Here is a 14025-nt window from a genome sequence, read left to right on the forward strand (position 1 = left end):
ATGAAGTCCGGACCTGAAAGACCTATCTTTTCATAAACTGAAAGAATAAAACAATGATGAAAGGGAGTTATAAAAATGGTGAGTGCTTATGATGAATTACCGCGCACCCCTGCAAATTTCGTGGCACTTTCTCCTCTACGTTATCTAGAACGTGCGGCATATATCTACCCTCATCAGGCAGCGATTATTCATGGTTCACGCCAGATCAGCTGGCGGGAAACCTATCAGCGCTGTCGGCAGTTTGCCGATCAGCTGCAAAAGCTGGGTATCCAGAAAAACGATACTGTATCGGTACTTTTGCCGAATGTGCCTGCGATGATTGAGGCACATTTTGCTGTACCAATGGCAGGGGCAGTTCTGAACACCTTAAACACCCGCTTGAATGCCAAAACCTTAGCCTTTATGCTCGAACATGCAGAGAGTAAAGTTTTACTGGTCGACCCTGAGTTTTCTACTTTAGCAAAAGAAGCGCTGGCACTGGTTTCACAAGATATTTATGTCATTGATGTGGATGATGCCGAATATGAAAACTGCTTTAATGCACCGATTGGTGAAATTGAATATGAAGACTGGCTGACTGAAGGCAATGCTGATTTTGAATGGCATCTACCGCAAGATGAATGGGATGCTATTAGTCTGAACTATACCTCAGGCACTACCGGCAACCCCAAGGGAGTGGTTTATCATCATCGCGGTGCGTATATCAATGCTGCAAGTAATATCATTGCCTGTGGCATGACGCCACGTGCAACGTATTTATGGACCCTGCCCCTATTTCACTGTAATGGCTGGTGTTTTGCCTGGACCATGGCAGCAAATGGTGGGACCAATGTCTGCCTGCGCAAGGTTGACCCAGAACTGATCTTTAAACTGATTGCCGAGCATAAGGTGGATTATTTCTGTGGAGCTCCAATAGTGCTTTCCATGCTGATCAATACACCAGCAGAGAAACGAACTTATTTTGACCATCGCGTTGAAGTCATGGTGGCTGGTGCTGCGCCACCTGCTGCAATTATTGAAGGCATGCGTAATATTGGTATCAATGTTACGCATGTTTACGGATTGACAGAAACTTATGGCCCATCTGCACTTTGTGCATCACAGGCAGGCTGGAGTGACCTGACCATACAGGAGCAGGCACAATTACATTCACGTCAAGGTGTTCCATATCCGCTTCAAGATGGTATGAAGGTACTTGACCCAGAAACCATGCTACCTGTGCCAAATGATGGACAGAGCATGGGGGAAATCATGTTCCGCGGTAATATTGTCATGAAGGGTTATTTAAAAAATCCGGAAGCAACAGCAGAGGCGTTTAAAGGGGGCTGGTTCCATACCGGTGATCTCGCCGTATGTCAGCCTGATGGCTATGCTAAGATTACTGATCGTGCCAAGGATGTAATTATTTCGGGCGGAGAAAATATTTCATCACTTGAGGTTGAAGAGGTGCTTTATCAGCATCCGGCAGTGCTAACTGCTGCAGTAGTTGCCAAACCTGACCCACGCTGGCAGGAAGTACCCTGTGCCTTTGTGGAGTTAAAAGAGGGTGTGAGTATTTCTGCGGAAGAACTTACTGAACACTGTAAACAGGGATTAGCCCGCTTCAAGGTGCCTAAAGAGATCATCATCACTGATATTCCGAAGACCTCCACCGGAAAATTGCAAAAATTTATTTTACGTGAATGGGCCAAGGAGCGCTCAGTAGGTGAATTTGGCTAAAATAGCCAATCCTAAATGACGCACTCCATACCAGCCAGCTTAACTGCTGGCTTCCATTAAAAATATGAGTAAGTAAAATGGCAGATTTAAACCGTTTTATACAAGCTCAGGCACAATATTATAATCAAGCACTGGATGAGCTTAGAGCCGGACATAAGCGCAGTCACTGGATGTGGTTTATCTTTCCACAGCTTAAAGGATTAGGGCATAGCCATGCCGCGACCTATTACGGTATCAATAATCTGGAAGAAGCCCGAGATTTCCTGCGTCATCCAATTTTGGGCCAGCGTTATCTGGAACTCTGCCAAGTTCTAGCTGACTTATCTGAAAAAGATATTCATATAATTTTCGGCTCGCCTGATGACATGAAATTAAAATCCTCTTTAACACTGTTCAAGAGAGCCAGTGAGCATAAAAATCCTTTATTTCAAGTTTTGCTAGACAAATATTTTCAGGGAGCTGAAGATCAGCGAACGTTGCAGCTTTTATCTAATTCTTGAAGTAAAGACATAAATCTTTATATAGTTATATATAACAAGTTAGATAAATTATTAAACTTTATTTATTTCATTATCTTAAATAATATAAAAAATCCTATTTACATAAGGAGAATAGTAGTGAGCAGTAAAACTACTACGCGCATGACCCATTTATTTCAGCAGCTCGGGCTTGATTCTTCTGAAGCAGCTATTGCTCAATTTATTGAACAGCATCAACTGGCTGCTCCTGTCTATATCAGTGAAGCTGATTTCTGGACCACTGCACAAAGCCAGTTTATTCGGGAACACATGAAGTCAGACGATGACTGGGCCATTGTCATTGACCAGCTCAATGAATCACTGCATGAAGATTCAGTTAAAAAATCATAATGCATTCAGTGATTACAATAAAAAAGCGGCATACATGCCGCTTTTGCTTAACTGTGTTATCTCTGATCCGAGATTAAAGCAACCTGCTGGATATAGTTGACCAGCTTGTTTTTAGATTCAAGCAATTCTTCTTCACTTACCTGCTTGGCAACATCACGCTGAATTCGCAGCAGATGTTGACGTAAAGTATGGCGTTCGGCAGCATTATAAAGTTTTACAAACTCATTAATGACCGGATCACCCTGGTCAATAATACGGTCTACCCAACGCATGAGCTGTGCCTGTTTTTTCGCACCTTGCTGTGGCGTCAGGTAAGAAAGAATCATGGTTTCATCTTCATTACGCAACAGCTTGCCGATCCGCTGGAATTGACGCCGACGGGCTTCATGTGAAGTTATTGATTCAACTTCCAGTAAAGCGTCTATTAAACGCTCTTCTACCGGCAGCTTCTCAATTTGCTTACGTGGCAGCTCTGCCAGTTGTGCACCTAAAGCAGCCATGCGCTGAACTGCTTTTTTTTGTTCAGTTTTACTTGCACGTCCCTCTAAAACTTCAAAGTCTTCTTCAGTAAAACGTGTTGGACGACGCGCCACAGTTATTCAGCCTCATAAAATTTTGCTGCAAATAATGCCTGAATTTCCGATAAAGCTTTTTCTTCATCCGGACCGTCAATCACAATTCGCAAAGTGGTACCCTTACCTGCACCAAGCATGAGTAAGGACATAATATTTTTTGCATCAATCAGTTTATCATTTTTACCGATCTGAATTGAAGAACGAAACTTGGTCGTAACCTCAATCAACTTACCTGATGCACGCGCATGTAAACCTAGTTTGTTAATTACGTCAACTGTTGTATCAATCATGACCAGTGCTTCATTTCTCTATGTAAGACCTGAATAGACCATTGTGCCTCAAGCGATTTTTTTAGTCTATCCACGATATAAACTGAACGATGTTGCCCACCCGTACATCCGATCGATACTGTCATATAATGACGATGGCCTTTGGCAAAGGCCGGGAGCCACTTGTTGAGAAAGTGGTAAATATCCAAGAACATCTCATTGGGTTGATCACTTGATTCAAGGAATTTTCTTACCGGCTCATCCAGTCCTGAATACTTGCGTAATTCCAGGTCCCAATGCGGGTTGGGCAAATGCCTTACATCAAATACATAATCTGCATCTAATGGAATGCCATGCTTATAACCGAATGACTGTAAAATCAGGATTAAACGGTTAGCTTGGCCCAATTTTGAAAGCAAGGTGTGTTTCAGGTCATGTACACTTTTATCAGTCGTATCAATATGTACAGTGGCACGAAATTGAATAGGCATGAGCAGCTGTTTCTCTTCCTGAATACATTCATTCAGGCTCTTAAACCGGCTCGCCAAAGGATGCGGACGTCGTGAAGCACTAAATCGCGCAATCAGTTCCTGATCCTGTGTAGTCAGATAAATGACATCAACTGATCCATGCTGTTGTAACTGCTCAAAAACCTGATCAAATTCCTGTAAATCGGCCCGGGTACTACGTACATCTACACCAAGTGCCAGCTGCTCAAGATTATTCTCACGGTCCAGTTTTAAAACAATTTCTGTCAGCAATGCCAATGGCAGGTTGTCGATACAGTAATAACCCAAATCTTCAAGAACCTGCAATGCAGATGATTTTCCTGAACCGGATTGTCCTGTCACGATCAAAATACGCTTCATGGCAATAACTGTCCTTATTATATCTTTATGCTTCAGTGAGAATAATTGACCTGCAAGTTGTCAATCAGACGTGTATTCCCAAGCTTGGCCGCTACAAACAATACAAGACTCTGATTAAACTCATGTACAGCCTGGAGCTCAGGCGTGCGCGCCTCTACATACTCCACAACCAGACCCGCCTGTGTCAATTGACTTTTCACATGATCTAACACTTGTGACAAAGCTTGGCCCTGCTGTAACTCGAGTTCAGCATTTTTTAAACTTTCATAAATTGACGGAGCAAGCTGACGTTCTTCAGTACTCAGATAACCATTACGTGAACTCAAAGCCAGTCCATCTGCAGCTCGGGTAATTGGTACTCCAATGACCTCGAGAGGCAAATTCAAATCACGTACCAGCTGGCGAATGACTGCCAATTGCTGATAATCTTTCTGGCCAAAAAATGCATAATTCGGCTGTACTATATTGAACAGCTTGGTTACAACTACAGCTACACCATCGAAGTGACCCGGACGTGATTTCCCACACAGATCATCCGTAATTTTACCTACGCTAATATTGGTCAGACGAGGTTGTGAACCATACATTTGCTCTACACTTGGTGCAAAAATTATATCGCAGCCAGCATCTGCCAGCAGGTGACTATCCTGCTCCAGGGTACGCGGATAATTTTCGAAATCTTCATTCGGCCCAAACTGGATCGGATTTACGAAAATACTGACGACAACAACATCACATAATTTACGTGCCTCACGCACTAAATTCAGATGACCTTCGTGTAAATTTCCCATAGTCGGTACAAAACCGATAATTTTACGCGCTGTACGAGCAGGATTTAGAGAGGCACTTAATCCTTGAATGGTCACTTCAGTTTTCATAAATTACAACTCAACCTGGAAAGTATGTTCTCTAGCTGGAAAAGACTGATTCTGTACTGCCTGATGGTAGGCCTTGAAAGCATCCAGAATTGCAGTTTCACCACTTTGCTCTTTCATAAAATTACGCACAAAGCGTGCTACACGCCCAAAAGACAGTCCCAACATATCCTGTACGACCAGTACTTGGCCATCCGTCTCTGCACCAGCACCAATACCGATCACTGGAGTATGCGGAAACAGTTCAGTAATTTCTTTACCCAGCTGGGCAGGCACACATTCAAGTAATAATACCGCTGCCCCTGCTTCAACTACTGCTCTACAGTCAGCAATTAGCTGATCAGCGGCTTCACGACTTTTTGCCTGTAGCTTGTAACCACCCAGAACATGAACAGACTGCGGCGTTAGACCAAGATGTACACAAACCGGAATACCATTACGGGTCAGATTCTGTACCGTTTCAGATAACCATGCCCCACCTTCAATTTTGACCATCTGAGCACCGGCCTGCATTACGATGCGAGCATTTTTGAGCGCATCTTCCAGAGTAGCGTAACTCATAAAAGGAAGATCAGTCATAATCATGGCATGCTGATTACCACGACGCACTGCAGCAGTATGATAAGCCATATCTTCAACCAGTACCGGTAATGTTGAGTCATGACCCTGAATTGTCATTCCCAGTGAATCACCAATCAGAATAGAATCAATTTCAGCAAGCTCCATGGCTTTTGCCATACTGGAATCATAGCAAGTCAGGCAAGAAAATTTACGCCCCTGAGCTTTGAACTGTCTTAAATCACTCAGACTAATCATGAAGATATCCTCTTGCACAGTATCTTAAATATATAGATTAAATGCTGGCCCATTGTTCATCGGCCAAAACAGTAAGTTCTGATTGCTGGACCAAATCCAGTTGTTGAAGTAGCTGTCCATTTACGCTGAGACTCGCATCCAGATCAAGCAGTGGAATAACAACAAAATCCCGCTCCAGCAGTCCAATATGTGGCACATTCAGCCGTTCATGTTGTATAGACTGCTGACCATAAAGCAAAAGATCCAGATCTAGTGTCCGCTCGCCCCACCGGCGTAGACGCACCCGCCCGGCTTCCTGCTCAAAAGCTTGCAACTGATCTAATAGAGGCAAAGGCTCAAGCACGGTTTCAAGCTGTGCTACGGCATTATAATAATGCGGCTGGTCTTGAGGCCCCATAGGCGGACTCTGATATAACCTGGAAACTTTTACCGGCCCCAAGGTACTAAGCCTTGATACAGCTTGAGTTAAAATCTGGCGTGAGTCACCGAGATTGCTGCCCAGGCCAATATAAGCAATGGTACTCATTGTGTTGGTCCAAATACCACTTGACTAAGGTCACGCTTTACCCGTTTGCGCTTCATAATCGGATGATCACTATTAAAGTCTCCCACAGATTCTGCTGCTTTAATCGCTTCATGATCAACCTCCGGCTTACGTGCTTTTCTAGCACGTCGGCTACGCGGTTCGGGGATATCGACTAAGGGTTCAATTTCCAGATGCTTTACTTCATCCAGTACATCTTCGTTCTGTTTACGGCGATTTTTGGCACGCTGCCGGTTATACTGACTAATAGTTTTTTCTTTTTCATCAGCTCCCATATTCTGGTAAGCATCCCACCATTGCCCCATTCCCTGAGTCGTTGGGTCCCCTGCCTTCTCACGCAATAATAAAAAGTCAAAGCCGGCACGGAAACGCGCATGGCTGGCCAAGGCTTCAATTTGCTGAGGTTTCGGATTTAGCAAACGGCTCTGCATTTCCCAGACTTCACGAATAAAGGTTTCTGCAAAACGTGGAATAACAGTACGTGTGGCTTGACGCTTAAGTACATCCAGCCCAGCCTGAGCACGCGCCTCAGCAGCGACAATACCTTTACCGCTATAAAATTCATAGCGCTCCAGGAAGGGCTCCCAAAGTAGTACAGCATAGAAGAATGCTGGATTAATAGTTTTACCGATCTGAATACGATGATCAGTATTTTTCGCAGCCAACTCTATAAAGGCAGTAATATTCGGGCGGATATCTGCAAATAACTGCTTCCAGATATCAAAATCAATAAGCATCGGTAGCACACGTGCCAGGTGCCCCATAGTAAACAGCTTTTGTGATTCGTCATACAAACGGTGCGGAGACACATCACGGAGCAGTTGTGCCAGCTCGGCTGTAAAAATTTTCAGAATAGCTGGATCAATTTTGAAATTCAGTTTAGCTGCAAAACGCAAAGTGCGTAGCATCCGTACTGGATCTTCTTCAAAACGCTGTACCGGATCACCAAGCAAACGCAAGGTTTTATTTTTGATATCCTGAACCGCATCACAAAAATCAAGCACAATACCTTTATGCGGCTGATAATACAGGGCGTTAATAGAAAAATCACGGCGGGAAAAGTCTTGTTCGATACTGCCCCAGTTATTATCACGCAGGATCATGCCTGAGGCACTGGTCACAGCTTTTTTAGGAGGAGCACGAAAAGTTGCCACTTCAATCAGTTCACGGCCAGAATACACATGAGCCAATTCAAAACGGCGGCCAATAATACGGCAGCGACGCCCAAATACATCCTTGATCTGTGAAGGAGTTGCATTGGTTACAGCATCGAAATCTTTAGGGTTTAACCCCAGCATCAGGTCTCTTACACCGCCACCAACGATATAAGCTTCATAACCGGCCTTGGTTAAACTTTCGATAACATCTAAAATAGAAGAAGGTAATTGAGTGGTTGATAAACCACATTTTGACGCGCGCAAAGTTTGCAAAAGACGCTGTCTCCTACGTCAGGACGTAAATTTGCTAAGATGCTGTAATCATAGCTCCAACATGATTAAAGGGCAATTTGAATCTCAATATTGCCCTATTGTTTGTTGAGTTCTTATATCAACTAGCGTAACAACTTACAATGTCAGACGCGATTTATTTTTTTCAAATAGCTTGGGCCCAATGCCTTTGACCTTCTGCAAATCTTCGATGCTATTGAATTTTCCATTTTTGTTACGATATTCCACAATTGCCTGAGCTTTCTTTTCGCCCACGCCACTCAGTGCCTGCTGCAACTGATCAGCAGTACCACGGTTCAGGCTCACTTTTTCTGTACTGATCTGGGCTGCTGCTCCCGATGACATCGTCATTGAACCAGTTTGCTGCAATAGGCGGCGGTCGTGATCCAATTGCTGGTTTTTCCATTTCAAATAAGAATCATCAAACTGTTGTGCCTGTACCTGAACGGCACTTGCTAGCCAGAGACATGCCAGCAAACCCAACATTAAAGATAATATTTCTTTTAACCGGAAAAATTTATTGCTGTTTTTCATCACGATATAGAGCTCTTCATTTTAATTGTTGTTTAGCTTGCTCCCAGAGTTGATCCATTTCTTCCAGACTCAGCTGTTCTAAAGTTCGCTGTTGCTGTATGGCCTGATCCTCGATAAAAGCAAAACGGGTTCTAAATTTATGGATAGTTGAAAGTAAAGCCATCTCACTGGAAACATGAAGTTTACGGCCTACATTGATCAGTGAAAATAGACAATCGCCAAACTCATCCATAATTTCATCGGAATTTTGATGATATATCGCCTCTTTCAGTTCGAGCAACTCCTCTTCAAGCTTCCTATAAGCACTATTTACATCCGGAAAATCAAAACCGATTTTTGCCACATTCTTCTGTATTTGTTCGGCCTGAACTAATGCTGGGCCATGCTTGATCTCATTTAGCTGGGCAGCAGGCTTACCTTGTTTTTCCTGCTGCTTAATCTGTTGCCAGAGCTGGCTGACATCTTCTTGAGTTAGACGATGAGATTGTTCAGTTTTAAACACATGGGGATGACGACGCACAAGTTTCTGACAAATCGCCTGGACCACATCCTGAAAATCAAATGCACCTTGTTCACTGTACATCTGTGCCTGGAATACTACCTGTAGCAGCAGATCTCCCAGTTCATCACGGATTTCGCTTATATCGCCTTCACGTACTGCGGCTTCGACTTCATAAGCTTCTTCAATCGCATAGCGTGTCAGGCTCAAGGGCGTCTGTTCGCGATCCCATGGGCATTTTTGCCGGAGTTCCTGCATAATCGCCAATAGCTCTTTAATTGACTGCTCTGAATTTTTCATCTTTTGTCCTGCTTTACATTCACCTGTGCCAAATCATGTGACTTTTGTTAAGATAGGCCTGCAATAACAGTCAGGCTGATTGTTAATAATTAAAATATCAATAAAGAGAATAAGTATGACACACAGTATATTGATCAGTGGTGCAGCTCAAGGAATTGGCGCCGCAATTGCACGGCTCTTCTACCAGAAGGGTTACAAAGTTGGTCTGTATGATATTAACTACGCACAAGCACAGCAATTGGCACAAGCCCTTGGACCCAATGCAATGGCAGGGCAACTGGATGTTTCTGACTATCATCAATGGAACATGGCATTAGACGACTTTGTTAGCTGGGCTGGAGAGCTCAATATTCTGGTTAATAATGCAGGAGTTTTATACTCTGGTGCTTTTGAAAATACACCAATTTCTGCCCATCACCGTACAGTTGACATTAACATTAAGGGTGTAATAAATGGTTGTCATGCAGCTCTACCTTACTTAAAAACAGCCACTTTTGCACGCGTGATCAATCTCTCTTCTGCCTCAGCTATTTATGGACAGGCTGACCTGGTTTCCTATTCAGCCAGCAAGTTTGCAGTACGCGGTATTACCGAAGGGCTTGATGTAGAGTGGCAAAAATTTGGAATTCGTGTTTTAGATGTTATGCCATTATTTGTACAGACTGCTATGGTAAAAGATATGGATGCCGGCACCATCCAGAATATGGGTATTTCGTTGAAACCAGAAGATGTTGCCCAAAAAATTTATCAGCTTGCCAATATGAAAACTAATTTTTTGACTCCTACACATCAGCCAGTTGGCCTAAAAACCAAATTTCTTTTTCAGCTTTCACAAATCAGCCCGCAATTTATAAACCGCCTGACCAATTTAGCTTTAAGCCGGAAAAAATAGATTAAAAAATTTCTACTTCTACCGATTAAAATAAAAATATGCTTCTCAATGGAAGCATATTTTTTCAGAAATTTTAGATCTAATTACCCTGAACCAGACGGCGTGCGCTGATAATTCCTGGTTGCTGCTCCAAACGGGCAAGCAAACGTGATAATTGTGCCAGCCCTTTAACCTCAATTAACAACTTCATATTGGCAATACCATCAGCTTCAGAGATAGTATTGACCTGCCGGATATTGATCTGGTCTGCAAAAATGACCTGAGTCAGATCTTTAAGCAGACCACGACGGTCATAGGCTTCTACCACAATCTGCACACTCTGACCACGAGTAGGCTGCATTTCCCAGTCTGCTTCAACTGCACGCTCAGGCTCTTGACTGATCATACGCATATAATCCGGGCATCCCACCTTATGAATACTGACTCCTCGGTTTAAGGTAATATAGCCCGCAATACTTTCACCATGTACTGGCTGACAGCATTGGGCAATATGCAACTCGACATTGTCCAGCCCGTCGATCAGGATACCATGCGCCGATAAAGTATGACTGGCACGTGGATTCAGTGTCGGTTTGAGTACCAGCTCAGGCTCGTCCTGATCCAGATGCATGTGCCGGTTCACCTGATTAATCAGGGCATGCAGGCTCAGGTCTCCATTCACCAGCCCAATCAGAATATCATCACCACTTTTAACGTTAAAATGATTGCAATAATCACTTAAATCAATGCTCTTTGGATGAATTGCCAGACGCGATAACTCTTTATTCAGCAGGTCACGCCCCACTTCAAGATTTTTGCTCCGGTCCTGCTGTCTGAACCAGTGACGCAACTTATCGCGTGCTCGCGCGGTGCGAATATAACCTAGCGAATTCACCAGCCAGTCCCGGTTCGGTTCCCGGTCTTTTTTGGTAAGAATTTCTACCTGCTCACCTGTTTTCAAGCTATAGGTTAAAGGGACATAACGCTGGTTGACCCGTGCGGCATAGCATTTGTTCCCGACTTCAGTATGTACATGATAGGCAAAATCAAGTACGGTCGAACCCCGTGGTAATTCTTTAATGTCACCATCACGGCTAAAGACATAGATTTTCTCAAAATCCTCAAATTCTTGAATATGCTCAAAATTTTCGGTTTCATCACTCTGCTGATAGCCACTACTTTCATTACGTTCCTGATAATGCTCAAGAACCGCCCGTAAAGAATGCAAGCGATGATTAAAGGAATGGTCAGTGGTTTTAGAACCTTCCTTATAGTTAAAGTGTGAACATACACCAAGCTCAGCTTCTTCATGCATGTCATAAGTCCGGATTTGAACCTCTAGAGACTTATTTTCTGCAATTACTGCGGTATGCAAGGAGCGGTAACCATTGCCTTTAGGGTTGGTAATATAGTCATCGAACTGATGCGGTATATGTCGCCAGATTTGATGCACAATCCCGAGAGCGTGATAACACTCTGGTACGCTGTGCACGAGTACCCGCAAAGCACGAATATCATAGAGCTGATCAAAACTTAAGCTCTTGCTTTTCATTTTACGGTAAATTGAATAAATATGTTTGGCACGGCCGGTAATCTCTGCCTCGATCCCGTAATCAGCCAGTTCATTTTTCAGTTTATCGATGACAAATTGAATATAATGTTCACGTTCCAGACGTTTTTCATTGAGTAAAGATGCAATTTCTTTATAACGCTCAGGAGCCAAGTAGCGAAATGCCAGATCCTCAAGCTCCCACTTAAGCTGTGCAATGCCCAAACGGTGCGCCAGTGGCGAGTAAATCGTCAGAATTTCCCGTGCTACCCGCTCCTGACGCTCTTTAGAAGACTTAGCCAGTTCACGCAAGGCATACGTACGTTCAGCCAGCTTGATCAACACCACACGCACATCTTCAGTGACTGAAATCAGCATTTTATAAATGCCGGTCAAATGCTCGCGCTGATTATTATTAAAATGATCTTCGAGACGTTTATTCTTTTCAATCAGTTCAGAGAGTTTACCCATGGCCAAGGTGCCCTTGACCAGGTTATAGACATTCTCACCAAATCGTTCCTGCACCAGTTCAAGACTGGTAATCCCTTCACGTACACTGCGGTACAGCATAGCCGCTGAGAGCGTATCTTCATCTACATGCAGATGCGCCAGAATATCTGCCATTTCCACACCGGTATAAAAGGTGTTGGATCGGTGATTGACGTTGGTTTCCAGCTCTTTTTCTAATGTTAGCTGAGCGACTTCTTCTAGCTGCTTCAGCTCTGCCCCACCTAGAATATCACGCACGCGGTCTAGCCATGAGACTAAATCCAGCTGTGCTTCTTCGGCATGCTCGACAGTCGCTTCATCAGACAACTCGGTTAGTCGTCCAGGAAGCTGCTCACGTACTGTGACCATACCCTTCTCCTATACACATGTAACTCATGTTTTTTAATCGTTTATCTTGTTAATTTTTTCAAATAACACAATTGATTCTACGTGCCCGGTATGAGTAAACATATCCATCACACCAGCTTTTTTTAACTGATACCCATGCTCTACCAAAATACCTGCATCTCTTGCCAGAGTTGCTGGATTACATGAAACATAAACGATTCTTTTCGCATTAAAATTAGGAAGATAATGCATTACTTCTTCTGCTCCTGCCCGCGGAGGATCAATTAATAATGCATCAAAACCCTGCTTTGCCCAAGAATGAGAAGAAAAATCTTTTGTTAAATCTTGTGAATAGAAACGCACGTTCAATAATTTATTGCTACGGGCATTTTCAGTACCGCGTTTAACCATGTCTTCACTTCCCTCTACAGCAATTACTTGACCGGTCTCACCTACACAGCGAGCCAGAGGTAAAGAAAAGTTTCCTAATCCACAAAACAGGTCAAGTACACGCTCACCTGGCTGTAGATTTAGCAAATTACATGCCAGACTGACCATTTGCGAGTTCACTGTAGAGTTAACCTGAGTAAAATCTAGTGGAGAAAAAGCAAAATCGATATCGAACTCTTCCAGACGATAATGCAAATACTTTGATGCATCCGGCTGATCTACCCGATACAAACTCTCTGGTCCAGCAGGCTGCAAATACAGTTGCCACTGCCTGCTTAACGCATATTGTGTTAATTGGTTGACATCGACTTGAGGTAATTTCTCTATATTACGAATAACCAAAGCAATATCGTGATCACCCATAGCCAATTCTATATGCCCAATGGCTGCTTTGGCTGTTAGACTTTCGAGTAACAATTGTAGCTCATTTAAGTGGCCAGCCATAGCTCGGTCCAGTACCTTGCAGGTCTGAATAGAGACCAGATGATTAGTTTGACGCTCACGAAAACCAAATTTCAGCTTTTGCTCTTTAGCTAAAAAACGCACCCCTATACGGGCTTTACGACGGTAGTCTTCTCGAGTCGAACGTAAAGCGGGTAGCCACTCTTCAGGTTCAATGGCAGCAAAATGCTTAAGATGTGAAGCTAGGACGTCTTGCTTGAAACGGATCTGTTCATCTGGGTGCATATGTTGAAGACTGCATCCTCCGCATAGACCAAAATGCGGACAGACGGGTTCAATCCGATATGAGGATGGCTCACTCAGTAATTGAACACTGTCTGCTTCTTCCAATCTTTTGGTGTGATGGGTGATTCGGGCCTGAACAGTTTCTCCTGGCAAGGCACCGGTAATAAAAACCTTTTTACCCTGCTTTTCTGCCGGATGTCCCGGCTCATTTCCATAGTGAGCAATACCCCGTCCTTCATGGGAAAGCGCCTCAACCTTAAATACATAATGCGCAGGTTGAGCCGAACGCGGTTTAGCTTTGTGTCTCAAGGAAA

15 protein-coding genes are annotated in these 14025 nt (G+C 43.6%); 4 read left to right on the forward strand and 11 right to left on the reverse strand.

Annotated elements, in window-relative coordinates:
• The first annotated feature begins 75 nt into the window (after positions 1 to 75).
• The 3 genes from B3R63_RS10620 to B3R63_RS10630 all read left to right on the forward strand — a co-directional run bounded on the left by B3R63_RS10620 (position 76) and on the right by B3R63_RS10630 (position 2588).
• Positions 76 to 1719, forward strand: coding sequence for an acyl-CoA synthetase (locus B3R63_RS10620; protein WP_151838657.1), 1644 nt, complete (start codon positions 76 to 78; stop codon positions 1717 to 1719).
• A 77-nt stretch (positions 1720 to 1796) separates the two neighbouring features.
• Complete coding sequence (locus B3R63_RS10625) at positions 1797 to 2219, forward strand: DUF1810 domain-containing protein (protein ID WP_119878436.1); 423 nt, start codon at positions 1797 to 1799, stop codon at positions 2217 to 2219.
• 117 nt (positions 2220 to 2336) lie between these two features.
• The gene (locus B3R63_RS10630; protein ID WP_151838658.1) at positions 2337 to 2588 is read left to right on the forward strand and encodes a DUF2789 domain-containing protein; all 252 of its coding nucleotides are present in this window, start codon (positions 2337 to 2339) and stop codon (positions 2586 to 2588) included.
• Between the two features lie 56 nt (positions 2589 to 2644).
• Here the strand turns inward: B3R63_RS10630 and yjgA are convergent, their stop codons facing one another.
• The 9 genes from yjgA to mazG all read right to left on the reverse strand — a co-directional run bounded on the left by yjgA (position 2645) and on the right by mazG (position 9296).
• Positions 2645 to 3181: a ribosome biogenesis factor YjgA gene (yjgA, locus tag B3R63_RS10635; RefSeq protein ID WP_005016207.1), complete on the reverse strand. Its 537-nt coding sequence runs from the start codon at positions 3179 to 3181 to the stop codon at positions 2645 to 2647.
• A gap of 2 nt (positions 3182 to 3183) precedes the next feature.
• On the reverse strand, positions 3184 to 3453 hold the full coding sequence (locus tag B3R63_RS10640) for an HPr family phosphocarrier protein (RefSeq protein ID WP_005016209.1): 270 nt from the start codon (positions 3451 to 3453) through the stop codon (positions 3184 to 3186).
• Positions 3450 to 4301 (reverse strand): RNase adapter RapZ, encoded by an 852-nt coding sequence (gene rapZ / locus B3R63_RS10645; protein WP_005016211.1) that lies wholly within the window; start codon positions 4299 to 4301, stop codon positions 3450 to 3452. The genes B3R63_RS10640 and rapZ overlap by 4 nt, the downstream gene beginning before the upstream one ends.
• 32 nt (positions 4302 to 4333) lie before the next feature.
• The gene (panC, locus tag B3R63_RS10650) at positions 4334 to 5179 is read right to left on the reverse strand and encodes a pantoate--beta-alanine ligase (protein WP_005405744.1); all 846 of its coding nucleotides are present in this window, start codon (positions 5177 to 5179) and stop codon (positions 4334 to 4336) included.
• Positions 5180 to 5182: 3 nt separating this feature from the next.
• Positions 5183 to 5992, reverse strand: a complete 810-nt coding sequence (gene panB, locus B3R63_RS10655) for a 3-methyl-2-oxobutanoate hydroxymethyltransferase (protein WP_005405953.1) — start codon at positions 5990 to 5992, stop codon at positions 5183 to 5185.
• A 37-nt stretch (positions 5993 to 6029) separates the two neighbouring features.
• A complete protein-coding gene (gene folK / locus B3R63_RS10660; protein WP_005406001.1) occupies positions 6030 to 6518 on the reverse strand; it encodes a 2-amino-4-hydroxy-6-hydroxymethyldihydropteridine diphosphokinase in 489 nt (162 codons plus the stop codon).
• The gene (pcnB, locus tag B3R63_RS10665; RefSeq protein WP_106438704.1) at positions 6515 to 7966 is read right to left on the reverse strand and encodes a polynucleotide adenylyltransferase PcnB; all 1452 of its coding nucleotides are present in this window, start codon (positions 7964 to 7966) and stop codon (positions 6515 to 6517) included. The genes folK and pcnB overlap by 4 nt, the downstream gene beginning before the upstream one ends.
• A gap of 135 nt (positions 7967 to 8101) precedes the next feature.
• Positions 8102 to 8518: a ComEA family DNA-binding protein gene (locus tag B3R63_RS10670; RefSeq protein WP_286731021.1), complete on the reverse strand. Its 417-nt coding sequence runs from the start codon at positions 8516 to 8518 to the stop codon at positions 8102 to 8104.
• 16 nt (positions 8519 to 8534) lie between these two features.
• Positions 8535 to 9296, reverse strand: coding sequence for a nucleoside triphosphate pyrophosphohydrolase (mazG, locus tag B3R63_RS10675; RefSeq protein WP_216069278.1), 762 nt, complete (start codon positions 9294 to 9296; stop codon positions 8535 to 8537).
• Between the two features lie 136 nt (positions 9297 to 9432).
• On the opposite strand from mazG, the gene B3R63_RS10680 reads away from it, so the two are divergent.
• A complete protein-coding gene (locus tag B3R63_RS10680) occupies positions 9433 to 10209 on the forward strand; it encodes an SDR family oxidoreductase (RefSeq protein WP_005405835.1) in 777 nt (258 codons plus the stop codon).
• 79 nt (positions 10210 to 10288) lie between these two features.
• On the opposite strand, the gene B3R63_RS10685 is transcribed toward B3R63_RS10680, so the two are convergent.
• Together B3R63_RS10685 and rlmD are read right to left on the reverse strand one after the other, a co-directional pair.
• Entirely contained in the window at positions 10289 to 12595 is a 2307-nt protein-coding gene (locus B3R63_RS10685; protein WP_005016224.1) for a RelA/SpoT family protein, read from the reverse strand.
• 33 nt (positions 12596 to 12628) lie between these two features.
• On the reverse strand, positions 12629 to 14020 hold the full coding sequence (gene rlmD, locus B3R63_RS10690; RefSeq protein WP_151838660.1) for a 23S rRNA (uracil(1939)-C(5))-methyltransferase RlmD: 1392 nt from the start codon (positions 14018 to 14020) through the stop codon (positions 12629 to 12631).
• Positions 14021 to 14025: the final 5 nt, after the last annotated feature.

The organism is Acinetobacter sp. UBA1297 (genome assembly GCF_002307755.1).
GTDB classification, from domain to species: Bacteria; Pseudomonadota; Gammaproteobacteria; order Pseudomonadales; family Moraxellaceae; genus Acinetobacter; species Acinetobacter radioresistens.

Coding starts and splice junctions, on each gene's coding strand:
- B3R63_RS10620 (WP_151838657.1), top strand. CDS start 76: ATGGTGAGTGCTTATGATGAATTACCGCGCACCCCTGCAAATTTCGTG.
- panB (WP_005405953.1), bottom strand. CDS start 5,992: ATGATTAGTCTGAGTGATTTAAGACAGTTCAAAGCTCAGGGGCGTAAA.
- folK (WP_005406001.1), bottom strand. CDS start 6,518: ATGAGTACCATTGCTTATATTGGCCTGGGCAGCAATCTCGGTGACTCA.
- B3R63_RS10640 (WP_005016209.1), bottom strand. CDS start 3,453: ATGATTGATACAACAGTTGACGTAATTAACAAACTAGGTTTACATGCG.
- panC (WP_005405744.1), bottom strand. CDS start 5,179: ATGAAAACTGAAGTGACCATTCAAGGATTAAGTGCCTCTCTAAATCCT.
- B3R63_RS10685 (WP_005016224.1), bottom strand. CDS start 12,595: ATGGTCACAGTACGTGAGCAGCTTCCTGGACGACTAACCGAGTTGTCT.
- B3R63_RS10670 (WP_286731021.1), bottom strand. CDS start 8,518: ATGAAAAACAGCAATAAATTTTTCCGGTTAAAAGAAATATTATCTTTA.
- B3R63_RS10680 (WP_005405835.1), top strand. CDS start 9,433: ATGACACACAGTATATTGATCAGTGGTGCAGCTCAAGGAATTGGCGCC.
- B3R63_RS10625 (WP_119878436.1), top strand. CDS start 1,797: ATGGCAGATTTAAACCGTTTTATACAAGCTCAGGCACAATATTATAAT.
- rapZ (WP_005016211.1), bottom strand. CDS start 4,301: ATGAAGCGTATTTTGATCGTGACAGGACAATCCGGTTCAGGAAAATCA.